Genomic DNA, 15,634 nt, shown 5'->3' on the forward strand with positions numbered 1-15,634 from the left:
TGGCTAGCCGTTGCCGTCACTGAGTATCGCCCAGGATGCGGCCGGCGCCAGCCGGGAAGACAGCACGCCCCATGACCGGCATGCTGGACAGGGACACGTCGAGGAGACGTCATGAGGCAATGGCAACGGACCTTCCGAATCATCGCCGCTGCCGGCGTCGCGGCCGTGATTGGCATGGCGGTCGCCGATGGTCACGCCCGCGAACGGCAGACTATCGTGACGGCACAGGTCGAACGCGACACGAGGGCAGACGAGATGCGACAGGGAGCGCCCATGACCTATTTGATCGACTTTCGGGACCCGAACGAGGCCAGCCGCTGGCGCGCCATCAACGACGGCGTGATGGGCGGCGTCTCCCGAGGCGGCCTGACCGTGGAGGATGGTATCGGCATCTTCAGCGGCGAGACGTCGCTGGCCAACAACGGCGGCTTCGCCTCGGTGCGCCGCGACCCCGAGGCCTTCGACCTCGGCCTCGAGGCGGGCATTACGCTCCATGTGCGCGGCGATGGGCGCGCCTACCAGCTGCGTCTCTACACCGACCAGTTGCCACAGGGCGCCGCCTACCGGTCAAGCTTCCAGCCGTCCGCCGGCGAGTGGCAGCGCGTCGAGTTCTCCTGGCACGACTTCGAGGCGGTATTTCGCGGCCGACTGCTGGAGGGCATGCCGCCTATCGGCCCTGCGGCCATCGAACAGGTGGGCCTGATGATCGTCGACCGCCAGGCGGGGCCCTTCCGGCTGGAGGTGGCGTGGCTCGCGACGCCGTGAGGCACGCCTGACTAGAGCTCGACGCTCAAGGAAGACATGACGCGGGCATAGCCTCCGGCCATCAGGCGGGAGATCTTCCCGTCGGCAAGCTCGAGCTCGACCCTGATGACGCTGGGTGACGGGGGCTGCATCAGCCAGCCCTGCTCGATCAGCATCTCCCGCTCCGCCACCCCGAGACGGTCGTGGAGATAACAGGCCAGGGGGCCCGCCGCCATGCCGGTCGCCGCCTCCTCCGCTATGCCGAACCGGGGAGCGAACATGCGTGCCCCGGCATGGCGGCCCTTCACCCGGGTATCCGTCGAGAAGACGTAGTAGCCGATGAGGTCCAGCTCATCGCTGATCGACTCGACCAGGGGAAGGCGTGGGCTCAGTTCGGCGACCGCCCTCTCGTCGGGCAGGGGAACGAGAAGGAAGGCGTTGCCCGTGTTCACCACGCAGGGCGCGCCGACGCCCAGCGACTCGCCATTCCCCAGGCCCAGGGATGCCAGGATCCTGCCGCCCAGCTCGGACGCCATCTCGATGGAGGTGAAGGTCGGGGCGCGCTGCTCCATGAAGGCCATGCCATCCGCGACGAGGATATCCCGGTTGCCATCCACCGTTTCCTTGGAATGGCGGCCATCGTCGATGATCCCGAGCTGTCGCAACAGGGAGAACGTGGCGACCGTCGCGTGACCGCAATGGGCGATCTGCCGGGTTGGCGTGAAGAATTCGAGCCTGATGGTTGCCGTATCCGACGCCGAGACGAAGGCGGTCTCGGACAGGCCAACCTGCCGAGCCACCTTGAGCTTCTGTGCGGCGGTCAGCGCATTGGCATCGACCACGACACCGGCCGGATTGCCGCCCTGGCTGCCGTCGATGAAGGCGTTGACTATCTGGACATCGATGTTCATGCACTCTCCGAGAGAGAAATAGGGGTTCGTCAGCGGTTACAACATCACATCGCCCGCATATGCGGGCCTACCCACAGCACCATCATGACCATCCACACCAGGAAGAGGACCACCAGCCCGGCCAGCACCAGCGCCAACAGGCGCGCCAGGCCGAACGCTCCCTTCTGCCGAGGCCCCCGCAACAGAACCACCCCGGCTCCCACCAGCAGCGCCACCATCACCATCAGCCCGATGCTTGTTGTCATGCCACAGCCTCGTTGCCACTCCATGGATCGGAGGCAGTAAGGATCAGCTCGCGCATGTTCTTCCCCCTGGCTCGGCGCCCCCCCCCCGGGGGAACACCGAGGCCCTGTTTCCCTTCAGCGTAATCCGCCGGCGGCTCCTCGCCAGTCGGGAGGACGACGCAAGGGGGGAAGCCCTACCTGACGGTGGTCAGCGCGGGGCGGCCTGCACAGGGGGAATGGCCTCGGGGTGTTCAGCGGTAGCCATGACCGATCACCCTGCCACCCCGAAGAGCGCCCCTACGCCGGCGGTCAGCGCCATTGCCAAGGCGCCCCAGAAGGTGACGCGGGAGGCGGCTGCGATCCGAGGGGCACCGCCGGCCTGGGCTGACAGGGAACCCAGCAACGCTAGAAACACCAGGGAACTGCCCGAGACCGCCCACATGAGCATGGAACCCGGAAACAGCACGACGACCAACAACGGCAGCACTGCGCCGAGGGAGAAGGTGCCGGCAGAAGCCAGAGCGGCCTGGACGGGACGCGCCGTAAGAGTTTCGGAGATGCCCAGCTCATCCCGTGCGTGGGCGCCCAGGGCATCATGCTGCATCAATTGGCTAGCCACGGTGCTCGCCAATGCCGGGTCCAGCCCGCGCTGGACGTAGATCGCCGTCAGCTCCGCCCGTTCCTGTTCGGGGCTGGATGCCAGCTCATCACGCTCCCTCGCAAGGTCGGCGCGCTCGGTATCGGACTGAGAGCTGACCGACACGTACTCGCCAGCGGCCATCGACATGGCGCCGGCCACGAGGCCGGCCACGCCCGCCACCAGGATGCCCCGGACATCGGCCCCGGCAGCGGCAACGCCCAGCACCAGGCTGGCAGTGGAGACGATGCCGTCATTGGCGCCAAGCACGGCCGCGCGCAGCCAGCCTACCCGGTGCGTTCTGTGTGTCTCGAGGTGTCTCATGGGAAGCATCCCCTTGGCAGCTGACGAAGAGAGTGACAGGAAGACACACCGCTCGCCAGGCCTGTTGCAGTTGGTCTTGGCGTGGGGCACCGGAGGGAAGGAGGCCGAAGAGGAGCTTCTGAATGAACCGTCGTGAAAGCCCTCCCAGCCCTGATTCTGGGTATCGCCGCCATCGTAGCGGCGTCATCAACCAGACACTGACGGTGCGCAGCACGGTGATCGAGCGCATCCGCGACACCGCCCAGCCATTGGGTGAGCTGCCGCCGACAGGACCGCCGGGGCGTTTCGGCTAGAGGTGGCGTGGCTCGGTGTGCCCTGACGGGTCTGGGGAGACATCCCCGGTTCCACTGCACAGCTGCATCGCCGTCCGGTAGCGTTCTTCCGCCACCCGGAGGTCCTCGGTTTCCAGCAGTCCCTCGCGGGCCCCTCGAACGATCATATCGGCATGCAGCAGCAGGGCCGCTCGATCCTCGGGACGATGCGTGAATCGAGCGACCACCGCTATCGTTTCCAGCAGGCGTATCGTCACCGCAGCATTGGAGCGAGCCTGCTGCCTGATCTGGTTGAACGCCACACCGGTGACCTCGGGAAACGTCGCCGCCAGGGCAATCACCCTCAGCCGCCCCTGACTGTCATGCCGATAGGGCGACGGCTTCTGGCGGATCGCCAACCGACTCAATGCTGACGCCAGGTGGTCGATGCAGGTGATGGCCGTGAAGGGGTCGTTGACCCCGGTCGACAGGGCCCGCAGGGCGATCTCCACGAGCTGGGTCACTGCAAACTCGATGTCCTGGCCCGAGGCGCGCTGGTTCCCCAGGGCGAAAGCGGCGTTGGCCCGTGCCACGGGAATGTCCGCCACCCGCTCGCCGGGCCAGACCCGCATCAGCGGACAACCGGCGACGACGTAGTGGCCGGGGATTCGCTCCAGCCGGATCACCACATCCTGCTGCACTGCCAGGGCCAGCAGGGCCTCGGTGTCGATGAACTGGAGATAGCCGTCCGCATTCGCGGGAATCGAGCGCGACTGCCGCTCAAAGGCGTCGAGGAATTCCGCCTCGGGTGGCGCCCTCGACTCCTCGGGCGCTCCCTGTCCGATATGTTCCGGAAACAGGCGGCCGGTCGCGGCAATCAGCTCCTTGCTGACGCGCGCCACGATCTCGTTGGCCTGCATCGATACGGACACGTGATGGATGAAGTAGATCAACACGCCCACGCTAGCGACGGCAAGGAAGACACCGAGGGCCACCGACACGTTAGGCACGAAGGCCACTTCTTCCTCTCGCCGGATGGTCAGCAGGACCAGCAGGCAGTAAAGAAAGGTGGCGACGAAGGTGCCCAGCACGACCTGGGTCGTGGTGTCGCGCAGGAAGTTGCGCAGCAGGCGGGGGCCCAGCTGTGAGGTGACCAGCGACAGGGCCACCAGCGTCATGGAGAACACCACCCCGGCAATGGTGATCATGGAGCCGGCGATGACCCCAAGCACGGCACTGGCCCCCTCCGCGCCGCCGGTGAACGTCCAGTCCCAGGCATGCCACAGCCAGTTCGTTACCGCCCTGTCCAGGGCGACGCTGCAGAAGGCCAGCAACACCGCGACGATGGCCATGAGGGTGGGGATGAACCAGAGGCTGGAACGGGTACGATCCCAATACCTGAAGATGAGTGTTTTCATGATGACGTCTCAGGTCGTCAGCTGCTCGACATGGCCGGATGCAGGCGTCAGGTAGCAGTACTGGCAAGGGCCCCTTCGCCAGGGGGAGGCCCATCCATGATAGTCCCGTTTCCCCCCGTCGTGGCGAGGTCCCGAGGCACCTTCCGGCCGGATCGATACCGGAGTCTCGGGCAGAAAGTCTCGTGCCATCTTCTGAGTATCATCCTCCTTATCCCCAATGAAATGACTTGCCTCACTCTGACTATCTTATGCCGCTAATGCGTGGAGTATCAGGGACTTTCGATCGACGCGTGCCGCCCCGCTGCGAAGAGGGCGAAGGCGCACGATGAGGGTGAAGTCACAGGGACGGCGACCTTCTCATGGTCTACTGTCAATGAAGGACCTGGCCCCTGGCTTCGAACAATCAGGGATCACGGTCCGATGCGTAATGGCCGTTTTCGAATGGGGACGAGGGGCATCAGTGTGGACGATGCATGCTGGTATGCCGGCACAAGGTCCGGACTGCTTCGAGACTCGTCGCTGGGAGACATGACATGTCAATCGGAACAATTCTTCTGATCGTTGTAATTCTGCTCCTGATCGGTGTGATACCTGCCTGGCCACACAGCCGGGGGTGGGGATATGGCCCCAGCGGGGGTCTAGGCCTGGTGCTGATCATCCTGCTCGTCCTGTTGTTGATGGGAAAGATCTAGCCCCTCAGCCACCGCGAGAGGGGCACGAGTGAGCTGAAGTCAGCGGGGCCTTTCCATCACCCCCGAGCGGAAACAAGCCGTGGAAAACCACGGCTTTTCTCCGCAGGGAAGGCCCTGCAAGAGCGGCACTCGCTGATCAATGCCACGTGCAAGGGCACGGGGATATCGCTGAAGCCACATCAGGGCGACCGCCGCTATCATCGCTGACGGTCCGCGTCTGCCGCGGCACGATGTGCCAGCGGGTCGGCATGGACCTTCACGAAGGAGGGACGGGCCGCCTCGATCGAATCGAGTGCGGCAAGCCGCCAGGTCACCACCTCGTTGCGGCCTGGGGAGCGTCAGGCATCAGCCTGGCACTGCGCTCGAAGAGGGCCTTACGCCCCGCTTTAGACTTAGGTCTAAGGTTGTTAGAATGCCATCGCTCTAGTCGGCGCCATGCCTCATCGGCGCCTACACCCTTCGCAACTAGGGCATCCCCATGTCTTCCCAGACCTCCCCCTCCTCCGCCGGGGCCTCGGCACTGTCACGCCTCGGCGACCCCATCGTGCTGCTGCTCACGGTCGGCTTCATCGTCGCCTTCGTCGGCCTGTCGCTCTTCGACATCGACCTGGTCGCCGACAGCATCAGCGCCGGCTTCGCCTGGACGGCGGCCACGCTGGGCACCTACTTCCAGCTCCTGCTGCTGCTGACCTTCCTGGTCGCCATCGGCGTGGCCATCTCGCCGGCGGCCGGCGCCCGGGTCGGCAACCTGGAGAGCCCGCAGATCGGCACCTTCAAGTGGCTGTCGATGATCATGTGCACCCTGCTGGCCGGGGGCGGCGTCTTCTTCGCCGCGGGCGAGCCGGTCTATCACTTCGTGGTGACCCCGCCGGCCTTCGACACCGAGGCGGGCACCGCCGAGGCCGTGGCCGGTGCGCTGGCCCAGTCGTTCATGCACTGGGGCTTTCTGGCCTGGGCGGTGCTGGGCTCGCTCTCCGCCATCGTGCTGGCCCATGCCCACTACGTGAAGGGGCAGCCCTTGCAGCCGCGCACCCTGCTCTATCCGGTGTTCGGCGAGCGCGTCATGAAGGGCGTGCTGGGCAGCGTGGTGGACGCCTGCTGCGTGATCGCGGTGGTCGCCGGCACCGTCGGCCCCATCGGCTTCCTCGCCACCCAGGTGAGCTTCGGCCTGCACGAGCTGTTCGGCGTCGGCCAGGGCTACGGCACCCAGCTCGGCATCCTGGTGCTGCTGGCGGGGGTCTACGTCACCTCGGCGATGACCGGCATCCACAAGGGTATCCAGGTCCTGTCGCGCTTCAACGTCTTCCTGGCGCTGGCCATCGCCGCGGTGATCCTGCTCGCCGGCCCCACCCTGTTCCTGGTCAACGCCTTCAGCCAGGGCTTCGGCGAATACCTGTCGTCGTTCTTCACCATGGCCACCATGAGCGCCGAGACCGCCCCGGCCTGGTGGATGCAGTGGTGGACGGTGTTCTTCTTCGCCTGGTTCATCGGCTACGCGCCGCTGATGGCGATCTTCGTGGCACGCATCTCGCGGGGCCGCACCATCCGCGAGATGATCCTGGCCGTGGCGGTGATGGCCCCGGTGGCCACCGCCATCTGGTTCACCCTGCTGGGCGGCTCCGGCATCCACTACCAGCTGACCGGCGCGATCGACCTCAGTGATGCGCTGAACAACTTCCAGTTCGACGTGGCGACACTGACCGTGGCCCAGGCGCTGCCGGGCGGGCCCGTGATGGCGCTGGCGATCCTGCTGCTGACCAGCATCTTCGTGGCCACCACCGGCGATTCCATGAGCTACGCCATCGCCGTGGTGTGCACCGGTCACGACGCACCCAACCGCCTGGTGCGTGCCTTCTGGGGCATCGCCATGGCGCTGATGGCGGGCATCCTGCTCTACATGGGCGCGGGACAGATCGGCGCGCTGCAGCAGTTCATCGTGATCACCGCGATCCCGGTCTCGCTGATCCTGCTGCCCACGCTGTGGAGCGGCCCTCGCGCCGCCTACGCCCTGGCGCGAGAGCAGGGCATCATCGCCCCGGCCGAGAGCGCAGTGCAGAAATGACGCCGATGGCCGCCTACTCGCGGCTCATTGCCCAGGGTCCATCACCCCCGCGTAGCGCACGCCGCTGAGCATCGCCATTTCGCGCTTCCAGGTGGCCAGGTCGTCGGGATTGAGGCCGGCCAGGCTGTCGTGGCCGCAGGCGCGGGCCATCACCTGCATCAGCGACGTCGAGGCGCGCAGGAAGCGCTCGAGCTGGGCGGCGGACTTCTCGACGTCGAGGCGCTGGCGCAGGTCGCCGCGCTGGGTGGCGATCCCCGCCGGACAGTTGTTGGTGTGGCAGATGCGCGCCGCCACGCAGCCGATGGACTGCATGGCGCTGTTGGCGATGGCCACGCCGTCGGCGCCCAGCGCCATGGCCTTGACGAAGTCGATGGGCAGGCGCAGGCCGCCGGTGACGATCAGGGTCACCCGGCCGCTGGCGCCCTGGGCGTCCAGGTAGCGCCGTGCCCGGGCCAGGGCGGGAATGGTGGGCACGCTGATATGGTCGCGGAACATGGTGGGGGCCGCGCCGGTGCCGCCGCCGCGGCCGTCGAGGATCAGGTAGTCGGCGCCGGCGTCCAGGGCGAACTGGATGTCGCGCTCGATATGGTTGGCGCTGAGCTTGAAGCCCACGGGAATGCCGCCGGTGACCTCGCGCACGCGATCGGCGAAGTGGCGGAAGTCCGCCACGCTGTGCAGGTCCTCGAAGGTGGCCGGCGAGACGGCGGGCTGGCCCTCCTCGAGGCCGCGCACCTCGGCGATCTTGCCGGTCACCTTGTTGCCCGGCAGGTGGCCCCCGGTGCCGGTCTTGGCCCCCTGGCCGCCCTTGAAGTGGAAGGCCTGTACCTTCTCGAGCAGGCGCTCTTCAAAGCCGAACCGGGCGCTGGCCAGCTCGTAGAAGTAGCGGGAGTTCTCGGCCTGCTCCTCGGGCAGCATGCCGCCCTCGCCGGAGCAGATCCCGGTGCCGGCGCGCTCGGCGCCGCGGGCGAGCGCCACCTTGGCCTCCTCGGAGAGCGCGCCGAAGCTCATGTCGGAGACCAGCAGCGGCATCTCCAGGGTCAGCGGCTTCTTCGCCTCCGGGCCCACCACCAGGCGGGTGGCCACCTCGGCATCGTCGAGCAGCGGCTGGGTGGCCAGCTGTGCCACCATCAGCTGCAGGTCGTCCCAGGCCGGCAGGCTGTGGCGCGGCACGCCCATGGCGGCGACGGGACCGTGGTGGCCCACGCCGTTGAGCCCCTCCCGGGCCAGCTGGTGGATGAACTCGACGGTGGGCTCCTCCTCGGTGGCCTCGGCCTTCGGGGCCCGGTCCTTGCCGCCCTCGTCCTCGGGCGCCGGCGCCTCCTGGCCCACCTGGTCGCTGGCAAACTGCTTGTGGGTGCCGTCGCAGTAGGGGGCGTCACCGGTCTGCTTGCACTGGCAGAGGTAGGCCTCGCCGTCCTTGTCGGCGGTGAACATCTGCGGCGTGAAGCCGGTGCCCTTGTGCGAGCCGTCGCAGAAGGGCTGGTCCCTGGAGCGGCCGCAGCGGCAGAAGGCGTACTCCTTGCCCTGCTCCAGGGTGACCTTCTTGGGCTTGTTGTCGGCGATGACCGGCTGGCTCATGGCAGGCTCCTGAATCCGTGGGAAGGTGGCATCGAGGTCAGTCTGGAAGAGGGAGGCAGCCCCCGCCAGTGGCGACGCGGGCGCTGGGTAAACGCAGCGCGCCGGCCTCGCCATCCCGGGCCCGCCTCGGCCCCGCCCCGCGGCTCACTCAAGCCGCAGCCGCATGCCGCGAAAGCGCCGGCGGTAGTGGCTGGGGGTCAGGCCGACGCGGCGGCGGAACAGGGCGCGGAAGAAGCTGGGGTCGGCGTAGCCGACCTGCTCGGCCACCTCGTCGATGGGCGCCTCGCCGCTCTCCAGCATCTGCTTGGCCTCCTCCAGGCGCAGGGTGTGCACGTACTCCATGGGCGTCATGCCGGTGGCCTGCCGGAAGCGGCGCTTGAAGGAGCGGTCGGTCAGGCCGCTCTGCTCCACCATGCCGGCCACCGGGGAGTGGGTGTCGTAGTGCTGCGCCACCCACACCTGGCAGCGGGCGATCACCGCATCCTCCGCCTGGCGCGCGCTGGCCAGGGCGGCATAGGGCTGCTGCCCCTCGCCGTGCCAGTCGATCAGGTAGACCCGCGCCAGGTGCATCGCCTCGTCGACCCCCACCAGGCGCGCCACCAGGAACAGCGCCAGGTCCATCCAGGTGGTGCCGCCGCCGGCCATGATCAGCCGCTCCCCCTCCCCGCTCACCACCAGCGCGCGGTGGGCATGTACCTCCACGCCGGGGTAGCGTCGCGCCAGCACGTCGCAGTAGGCCCAGTGGGTGGTGGCGGCCTGCCCCTCGAGTAGCCCCGCCTCGGCCAGCAGCAACGCGCCGGTGCAGGCCGCGGCGACCATCACGTCACGGGCGCGGGCCGCGCGCAGCCAGGCGACCTCGGCCGCATAGCGCCCGGCCAGGGGCTCCTCGGGGGCCACCAGCAGGTCGGGGATGCAGATGGCCAGGGGCTCGGGGATCGCGTCCAGGGCGGCATCGGGCTGGATCCAGGCACCGTTGGCGGTGCGAAAGCCCCGCCCGTCCCGGGAGACGATGCAGGGGTGCAGCAGCGAGGGGCAGTGGCGGCCGTGCACCAGCAGCTCCCAGTCGCGGCCGGCGGCGCCGAACAGGTCGAACATGCCGTAGAGGGTGGAGGCGGTGGTCTCGGGCACCGCCAGCAGCGCGATGGTGGCGGCGGGTTCGCTCATGGCAGGAAACCCCCGGTTGCGGCGCGAAGCGCCTGCGTGTCGGCGATGCCGCGGCCCTAAGCTGGTCGCGTCACTCCCCACAACGACAAGAGGACCCGATCATGTGTGACATCGCCATAGCCCATGCCCACAAGGCTAGCACCGACGACTTCGAGTCGCGCCTGGTTTCGGCACTCAACGAGGGCGGGGTGCTGCTGCTCACCTCCCTCGGCCATCGCACCGGCCTGTTCGAGGCCCTGGCCGGCGCCGGGCCGGTTACCCCGCAGGCGCTGGCCAATCGGACCGGCCTTCACGAGCGCTACGTGCGCGAGTGGCTCGGCGGCATGGTGGCCGGGCGGGTCATCGAGACCGACCCGGCGGCCGGCACCTACTGGCTACCGGCCGAGCACGCCGAGCTGCTCACCGATGCCGGCCCCGCCAACCTGGCGGTCTATGCCCAGTTCATCTCGATGCTGGGCGGCGTCGAGGACGACGTGGTGCGCTGCTTCCGCGAGGGCGGCGGCGTCCCCTACTCGCGCTATCCGCGCTTCCAGGAGGTGATGGCCAGCGACAGCGGCCAGACCGTGCTGCCGGCGCTGTTCGACGCCATCCTGCCCCTGGCCCCGGAGCTCCCCGAGCGGCTCGAGGCCGGCATCCGCGTGCTGGACTGTGCCTGCGGGCGCGGCCGGGCGCTGCTGGCCATGGCCGAGCGCTACCCGGCGAGCCGCTTCGTCGGCTACGACCTCTCGGCGGAGGCGATCGACTGGGGGCGTGAACAGGCCGCGGCGGCGGGGCTCGACAACCTCGGCTTCGAGGTCCGCGACCTGAGCGACTTCGACGCCACCGCCGAGCCCGGCGCCTTCGAGCTGGTCACCACCTTCGACGGCATCCACGACCAGGGCCAGCCGCGCCGGCTGCTCAAGGGCATCCACCGCAGCCTGACGCCGGATGGCATCTACCTGGTGCAGGACATCCACGCCTCGAGCCACCACCACCTGGACCGGGAGCACCCGCTGGGCGCGATGCTCTACGCGGTCTCGGTGAGCCACTGCATGACGGTGTCGCTGGCCCAGGGCGGCGAGGGGCTCGGCACCATGTGGGGCCGCGAGCGGGCGCTCTCCTACCTGGAGGAGGCGGGCTTCCGCGACATCCGGGTGCAGCAGCTCGAGCACGACATCCAGAACGACTACTTCGTCTGCCGGCCCTGAGCCTGCCCTCCCCTCGTGCATCATCCCGCCAGGACCGGGCGAGGTCCCCTCGCCCGGTCCTGGCGGCTCGACTAGAATGGGGGGGTTCCGTCTCAGAGACCCGTCATGCAGGCCACCCTCGAGCAGCGCGCCCTCAAGCTCTCCATCGTCGTGACCCTCATCGTCTCGAGCCTGGGGGTCACCTTCGGCCTGCTGTCCGGGTCCCAGTCGATCCTCTTCGACGGCGTCTTCTCCACCATCGATGCGGCCATGTCGGGCCTGGCGCTGCTGGTGGCCCGACTCGCCGTGCGCGAGGCCAGCGAGCGCTTCCAGCACGGCTACTGGCACCTGGAGCCGCTGGTCGCCGCCCTCAACGGCAGCATCCTGATGCTGCTCTGCTTCTACGCCTTCCTCAACGCCGTGCAGGGGCTGATGGAGGGCGGGCGCGTGCTCGATTTCGACCTCGCCATCGTCTACGCGGGGGTGGTGGCCATCGTCTGCTTCGCCATGGTGGCCTACCAGAAGCGCATCAACCGGCGGGCCGACTCCGAGTTCGTGCGCATCGACATGCAGGGCTGGCTGATGGCCGCGCTGATCACCACCGCGCTGCTGGCCGCCTTCGCGATCGCCCTGGGACTGGAGGGCACGGCCCATGCCCACCTCATCCCCTACGTGGATTCGCTGCTGCTGATGCTGCTCACGCTCTGCTTCATGCCGGTGCCGATCGGCATCGTCAGGCGCGCCATGAAGGAGGTGTTCCTGATCGCCCCCAGCGCGGTCGACCGGGAGGTGCATGCCGCCATGGTACCGGTAATGGCCCGCGAGGGGCTGCTCAACTACTACAGCCACGTGGCCAAGGCCGGCCGCGGCCACTTCATCGAGATCCACATCGTCACCACGCCCGAGTTCGGGCAGGGCCAGGGCATCGCCGTGCTCGATGAGATCCGCGAAGAGATCAGCGCCGGGCTCTCCATCCCGCCGGCACGGCGCTGGTTCACCGTGGCCTTTACCGCCGACGAGCGCTGGGCGTAGGCCCGGCTCACCCCTCCCGGGAGACCCACTCTCCCGAGCGCTGCTCGGCGCGCCCCTCCCCCTCCAGCTTGAGCAGGTGGGCCAGCGCCGAGCGGGCCGCTACCCCGAGCCGCGCCTCCGGCACGTCATCGTAGGCATGGCGGGTCAGCGCCTCGAGGCTAGCCGGCCCGTGGCGGGCCAGGGCCCGGCGCACCTTGTGCTCCCGGGCCAGGCGGTGGGTGATCAGGAAGTCCAGGGCGGCGTGGGCCTCGCCGATCAGGAAGCCGTGGCCCGGCGCGATGACGTCGAAGGATACCTCCCCCAGGGCATGCAGCGACGCCAGGTAGGCGGCCATGTCGCCATCCGGCGGATTGATCACCACCGTGGAGCCCTGCATCACCTGGTCGCCCGAGAACAGCAGCCGCGCCGGCTCCAGCAGGTAGCAGAGGTGGTTGGAGGCGTGCCCCGGGGTGTGCAGCACCCGCAGCGGCCCCGCGGGCGTCTCGAGGCGATCACCGTGACGGGGCCGGAGGTCGGGCGCGAAGGTGGCGTCCTGGCTGGCCCCGGCCGGCGGCGGCAGCCCCACCAGCCGGGCACCGGTGCGCGCCTTGAGCCAGGCGGCCCCCGGCGAGTGGTCGATATGGGTGTGGGTCACCAGCACCCGGGAGAGCCGCCCGCCGGCCAGCGCCAGCAGCCGCTCCAGGTGGTCGGGATTTTCCGGGCCCGGGTCGATCACCAGGTGATCCCGGCCATCACCCAGCAGGTAGCTGTTGGTGCCGGGGCCGGTCATCACCCCCGGGTTGGGGGCAGTCACCCGGGTCACCCCCGGCGCCAGCTCGACCGCCCGCCCCGGGACGATCTCCGCGCTGGCGGTGCCCCGGCGGTGCGGGTCCAGGCGGCACACTTCGGCGTAGGCCGGCGAATCCGGCTCCACCTGCCAGGCGCCGCCCGCCTTGCGCGCCGGCCAGGGTCGGCTGGGGCGCGGCGTCGGCGGGTTGGCATGGGCATGGCGCAGCAGCGCCTCGCCGGTGGTGAAGTCGGCCAGCAGCCGCAGGGTGCGCAGGGTGGGATAGCCCAGCGAGAGCCGGCCATGGCGATGGGCCTCCAGGGCCTCGGCGGGGGTCAGCCAGGCGTGGGCGATGGTCTCGCTGCCGTCGTGGCTGGCCTGCTGCCCCGGCGGCGCCAGGGCCACGAAGAAACGCGTATCGAAGCGCCGAGGGGCGCCCCGGGGGGTGACCCAGCGCCCCAGGTAGGCCAGCCGGTCCAGCGGCAGCGCCAGGCCGTGGCGCTCGCACAGCTCGCGGAAGCCGACCTCCTCGCGCCGCAGCGCCTCGCGCCCCTCGGTCAGGATCGGGTGCCCACCCGGCAGCGGCTGCCCCTGGCCGTCCACGGCCAGCAGCAGGCCCGCCTCTTCCAGGCACTCGCGCAGGGCGGCGATCATGTAGTCGACCCCGCCCTCGTCGAGGCTCAGGGTCTGGCTGATGGCGGCATCATCGCGGCCGCAGGCGCAGGCTCGCACATCGGGGTCCCGGGGGTCCACGGCGCCGCCGGGAAAGACGAAGTAGCCGGGCAGGAAGGCAGCCCGCCAGGTGCGCTGCAGCAGCAGGACCTCGAGACCCCGGTCGCTGTCGCGGACCAGGGCGAGAGTCGCGGCAGGACGGATCGCGGTCATGAGCGGGCCGGGGCCGGGTTGGCCGGCGGGAAGTCGGGGGGCTGGATCATCACGAGGGTCCTTGTGGTGATGAGGGTCGCCCCCAGCAATACCATGCCGGCCGCCCCCGGCCAATCGGCCCATGGCAGGGGGCGTCGCCGCCCCCTACTCGTCCACCACCACCTCGAAGCCGCCGTAGATCAGCCGCTTGCCGTCAAAGGGCATGGGATTGACGTCCGGCTGCAGGCGCGGGTCCACCATGACCTTCGCCATCGCCTGGTCGCGCACCTCGCGGGATGGCCAGACCAGCCAGGAGAAGATCACCGTCTCGTCCGGCCGGCACTGCACGGCCAGCGGAAAGGAGGTGAGCTTGCCTTCGGGCACGTCATCCCCCCAGCACTCCACCATGCGCAGCGCCCCATGCTCCTTGAACACCACCGCGGCGTCTCGGGCATGCTGGATGTATGCCTCGCGGTTGGCGGTGGGCACCGCGGCAACGAAGCCATCGATATAGTTCATGGGATCTCTCCTCCGGTCGGGGGCCGCGACGGGGCCGCCTCGGGCGCCGGGTCACGGGGTGGAAGCTCGCGGATCGGCCGCACCTCGACGGTGCCGAAGCGCGCCGGCGGAATTCGGCCGGCGAGACGCAGCGCCTCGTTGAGGTCGCGGGCCTCGAGCAGGTAGAAGCCGGCCAGCTGCTCCTTGGTCTCGGCGAAGGGGCCATCGGTGACCAGCGGCTCGCCGTCGCGCAGCCGCACGCTGACCGCGCTCTCCACCGGCTGCAGGGCCTGGCCGCCGAGGAAATGGCCCTGCTCGGTGAGCCGCTCCACCCCGGCCACGCACTCCTGGTTGAGGTCGTGCCACTCCTGGTCGGTCATGGCGGCGATCAGGCTCTCCTGGTAGTAGACCAGCGCGGCGTACTTCATGGTGCACCTCCCGTCTCCTGCCCCGGGCAGCGGCCGGTCCGGCAGGCGATCATCCAGGGCACCCCGAAGCGGTCGGTGCACATGCCGAAGCGCCGCGCCCAGAAGGTCTCGGCGAGGGGCATGGTTACCTCCCCGCCCTCGGCGAGCCGCCGGAACACCTCGGCGGCCTGGGCCTCGTCCTCGTATTCCAGATGCACCCGGGCGCCCTGGGGAGCCCGGTAGCACTCCCCCTGCATGTCCGCCCCCATCAGCCGGCGGCCGCGCAGGTTGAGCGAGGCGTGGATGATGCGGTCGTGCCAGTCCGCCGGGACCTCCTCCGCGGCCGGCGTCTCGCCGTAGGGGATCAGCGCCTCCAGATGCCCGCCGGTGAGGTCGGCGTAGAAGCCCATCGCCTCCCGGCAGGTGCCGGGAAAGGTCAGGTGCAGGTTGAGTTCGTCGGGCAGCCGCGCATGGCGGCGATGCTGCTCGAGGCCGGCGCTCGGCGCGACATCCTCGAAGGTGTAGTAGCGGCGCAGCTCGAGGGTCACGCTGCCCCCGCTGTCCTCGGGGGGCCACTGCCGTGCCCAGCGGATCGCCTCCTCCAGGGAGTCGACCTCGAGCACGCTGTAGCCGGCCAGCAGCTCCTCGCTGGGCGTGAAGGGGCCGGCGACCACCCGGGACTCGCCGTCACGAAAGACCAGGCGGCAGCCCTCCCGGCTCGGTCTCAGCCCATCGCCGGAGACCATCACCCCGGCCCTGAGCATCCGTTCGTTGTAGTCGGCCATGGCGGCCATCACGCGCGGGTCGGGCTGCGGGTCCGATTCGGTCCGGGCATCGGCCTTGCGCATCAGCATGTAACGCATTCCATCTTCCTCCGTTTGGCTTACCCCTTCGAG

Annotated in this window: 16 protein-coding genes; 6 read left to right on the top strand and 10 right to left on the bottom strand. The window is 69.2% G+C overall.

Annotated features, from left to right (window positions below):
- Positions 1 to 273 precede the first annotated feature (273 nt).
- The gene (locus BDK63_RS00870; protein ID WP_183329419.1) at positions 274 to 765 is read left to right on the top strand and encodes a CIA30 family protein; all 492 of its coding nucleotides are present in this window, start codon (positions 274 to 276) and stop codon (positions 763 to 765) included.
- A gap of 11 nt (positions 766 to 776) precedes the next feature.
- Here the strand turns inward: BDK63_RS00870 and BDK63_RS00875 are convergent, their stop codons facing one another.
- The 3 genes from BDK63_RS00875 to BDK63_RS00885 all read right to left on the bottom strand — a co-directional run bounded on the left by BDK63_RS00875 (position 777) and on the right by BDK63_RS00885 (position 2,840).
- Positions 777 to 1,655, bottom strand: coding sequence for a PhzF family phenazine biosynthesis protein (locus BDK63_RS00875; protein ID WP_183329420.1), 879 nt, complete (start codon positions 1,653 to 1,655; stop codon positions 777 to 779).
- A gap of 44 nt (positions 1,656 to 1,699) precedes the next feature.
- Positions 1,700 to 1,900, bottom strand: a complete 201-nt coding sequence (locus BDK63_RS00880) for a hypothetical protein (RefSeq protein WP_183329421.1) — start codon at positions 1,898 to 1,900, stop codon at positions 1,700 to 1,702.
- Between the two features lie 250 nt (positions 1,901 to 2,150).
- Positions 2,151 to 2,840, bottom strand: coding sequence for a VIT1/CCC1 transporter family protein (locus BDK63_RS00885; RefSeq protein ID WP_183329422.1), 690 nt, complete (start codon positions 2,838 to 2,840; stop codon positions 2,151 to 2,153).
- Positions 2,841 to 2,962: 122 nt separating this feature from the next.
- Between BDK63_RS00885 and BDK63_RS00890 the strand changes: the two genes are divergently transcribed.
- On the top strand, positions 2,963 to 3,133 hold the full coding sequence (locus BDK63_RS00890; RefSeq protein ID WP_183329423.1) for a hypothetical protein: 171 nt from the start codon (positions 2,963 to 2,965) through the stop codon (positions 3,131 to 3,133).
- Here BDK63_RS00890 and BDK63_RS00895 read toward each other — a convergent pair.
- Entirely contained in the window at positions 3,130 to 4,509 is a 1,380-nt protein-coding gene (locus BDK63_RS00895; RefSeq protein ID WP_183329424.1) for a DUF2254 domain-containing protein, read from the bottom strand. The two genes, BDK63_RS00890 and BDK63_RS00895, sit on opposite strands and share 4 nt — an antisense overlap.
- 533 nt (positions 4,510 to 5,042) lie before the next feature.
- Between BDK63_RS00895 and BDK63_RS00900 the strand changes: the two genes are divergently transcribed.
- Both BDK63_RS00900 and BDK63_RS00905 read left to right on the top strand, forming a co-directional pair.
- Positions 5,043 to 5,201: a DUF3309 family protein gene (locus BDK63_RS00900; protein WP_183329425.1), complete on the top strand. Its 159-nt coding sequence runs from the start codon at positions 5,043 to 5,045 to the stop codon at positions 5,199 to 5,201.
- Positions 5,202 to 5,679: 478 nt separating this feature from the next.
- Positions 5,680 to 7,263, top strand: coding sequence for a BCCT family transporter (locus tag BDK63_RS00905; protein ID WP_183329426.1), 1,584 nt, complete (start codon positions 5,680 to 5,682; stop codon positions 7,261 to 7,263).
- Between the two features lie 24 nt (positions 7,264 to 7,287).
- On the opposite strand, the gene BDK63_RS00910 is transcribed toward BDK63_RS00905, so the two are convergent.
- Positions 7,288 to 8,841 (bottom strand): glutamate synthase-related protein, encoded by a 1,554-nt coding sequence (locus BDK63_RS00910; protein ID WP_183329427.1) that lies wholly within the window; start codon positions 8,839 to 8,841, stop codon positions 7,288 to 7,290.
- A 144-nt stretch (positions 8,842 to 8,985) separates the two neighbouring features.
- Positions 8,986 to 10,005: a GlxA family transcriptional regulator gene (locus BDK63_RS00915; protein WP_183329428.1), complete on the bottom strand. Its 1,020-nt coding sequence runs from the start codon at positions 10,003 to 10,005 to the stop codon at positions 8,986 to 8,988.
- Positions 10,006 to 10,106: 101 nt separating this feature from the next.
- On the opposite strand from BDK63_RS00915, the gene BDK63_RS00920 reads away from it, so the two are divergent.
- Both BDK63_RS00920 and BDK63_RS00925 read left to right on the top strand, forming a co-directional pair.
- Positions 10,107 to 11,192 carry a class I SAM-dependent methyltransferase gene (locus BDK63_RS00920; RefSeq protein ID WP_183329429.1) on the top strand — a complete coding sequence of 362 codons (1,086 nt, stop codon included), beginning with the start codon at positions 10,107 to 10,109 and terminating at the stop codon, positions 11,190 to 11,192.
- 105 nt (positions 11,193 to 11,297) lie between these two features.
- Positions 11,298 to 12,203, top strand: coding sequence for a cation diffusion facilitator family transporter (locus tag BDK63_RS00925; RefSeq protein ID WP_183329430.1), 906 nt, complete (start codon positions 11,298 to 11,300; stop codon positions 12,201 to 12,203).
- Positions 12,204 to 12,210: 7 nt separating this feature from the next.
- Here BDK63_RS00925 and BDK63_RS18475 read toward each other — a convergent pair whose 3' ends face one another.
- The 4 genes from BDK63_RS18475 to BDK63_RS00945 form a co-directional block, all read right to left on the bottom strand.
- The gene (locus tag BDK63_RS18475) at positions 12,211 to 13,854 is read right to left on the bottom strand and encodes an MBL fold metallo-hydrolase (RefSeq protein WP_183329431.1); all 1,644 of its coding nucleotides are present in this window, start codon (positions 13,852 to 13,854) and stop codon (positions 12,211 to 12,213) included.
- A 144-nt stretch (positions 13,855 to 13,998) separates the two neighbouring features.
- Positions 13,999 to 14,352 carry a DUF1428 domain-containing protein gene (locus BDK63_RS00935; protein WP_183329432.1) on the bottom strand — a complete coding sequence of 118 codons (354 nt, stop codon included), beginning with the start codon at positions 14,350 to 14,352 and terminating at the stop codon, positions 13,999 to 14,001.
- Positions 14,349 to 14,759: a YciI family protein gene (locus tag BDK63_RS00940; RefSeq protein WP_183329433.1), complete on the bottom strand. Its 411-nt coding sequence runs from the start codon at positions 14,757 to 14,759 to the stop codon at positions 14,349 to 14,351. Before BDK63_RS00940 ends, BDK63_RS00935 begins: the two co-directional genes overlap by 4 nt.
- Complete coding sequence (locus BDK63_RS00945) at positions 14,756 to 15,601, bottom strand: YciI family protein (protein ID WP_183329434.1); 846 nt, start codon at positions 15,599 to 15,601, stop codon at positions 14,756 to 14,758. The genes BDK63_RS00940 and BDK63_RS00945 overlap by 4 nt, the downstream gene beginning before the upstream one ends.
- Positions 15,602 to 15,634 lie beyond the last annotated feature (33 nt).

It is taken from the genome of Halomonas campaniensis, from assembly GCF_014193375.1.
GTDB classification, from domain to species: domain Bacteria; phylum Pseudomonadota; class Gammaproteobacteria; order Pseudomonadales; family Halomonadaceae; genus Halomonas; species Halomonas campaniensis.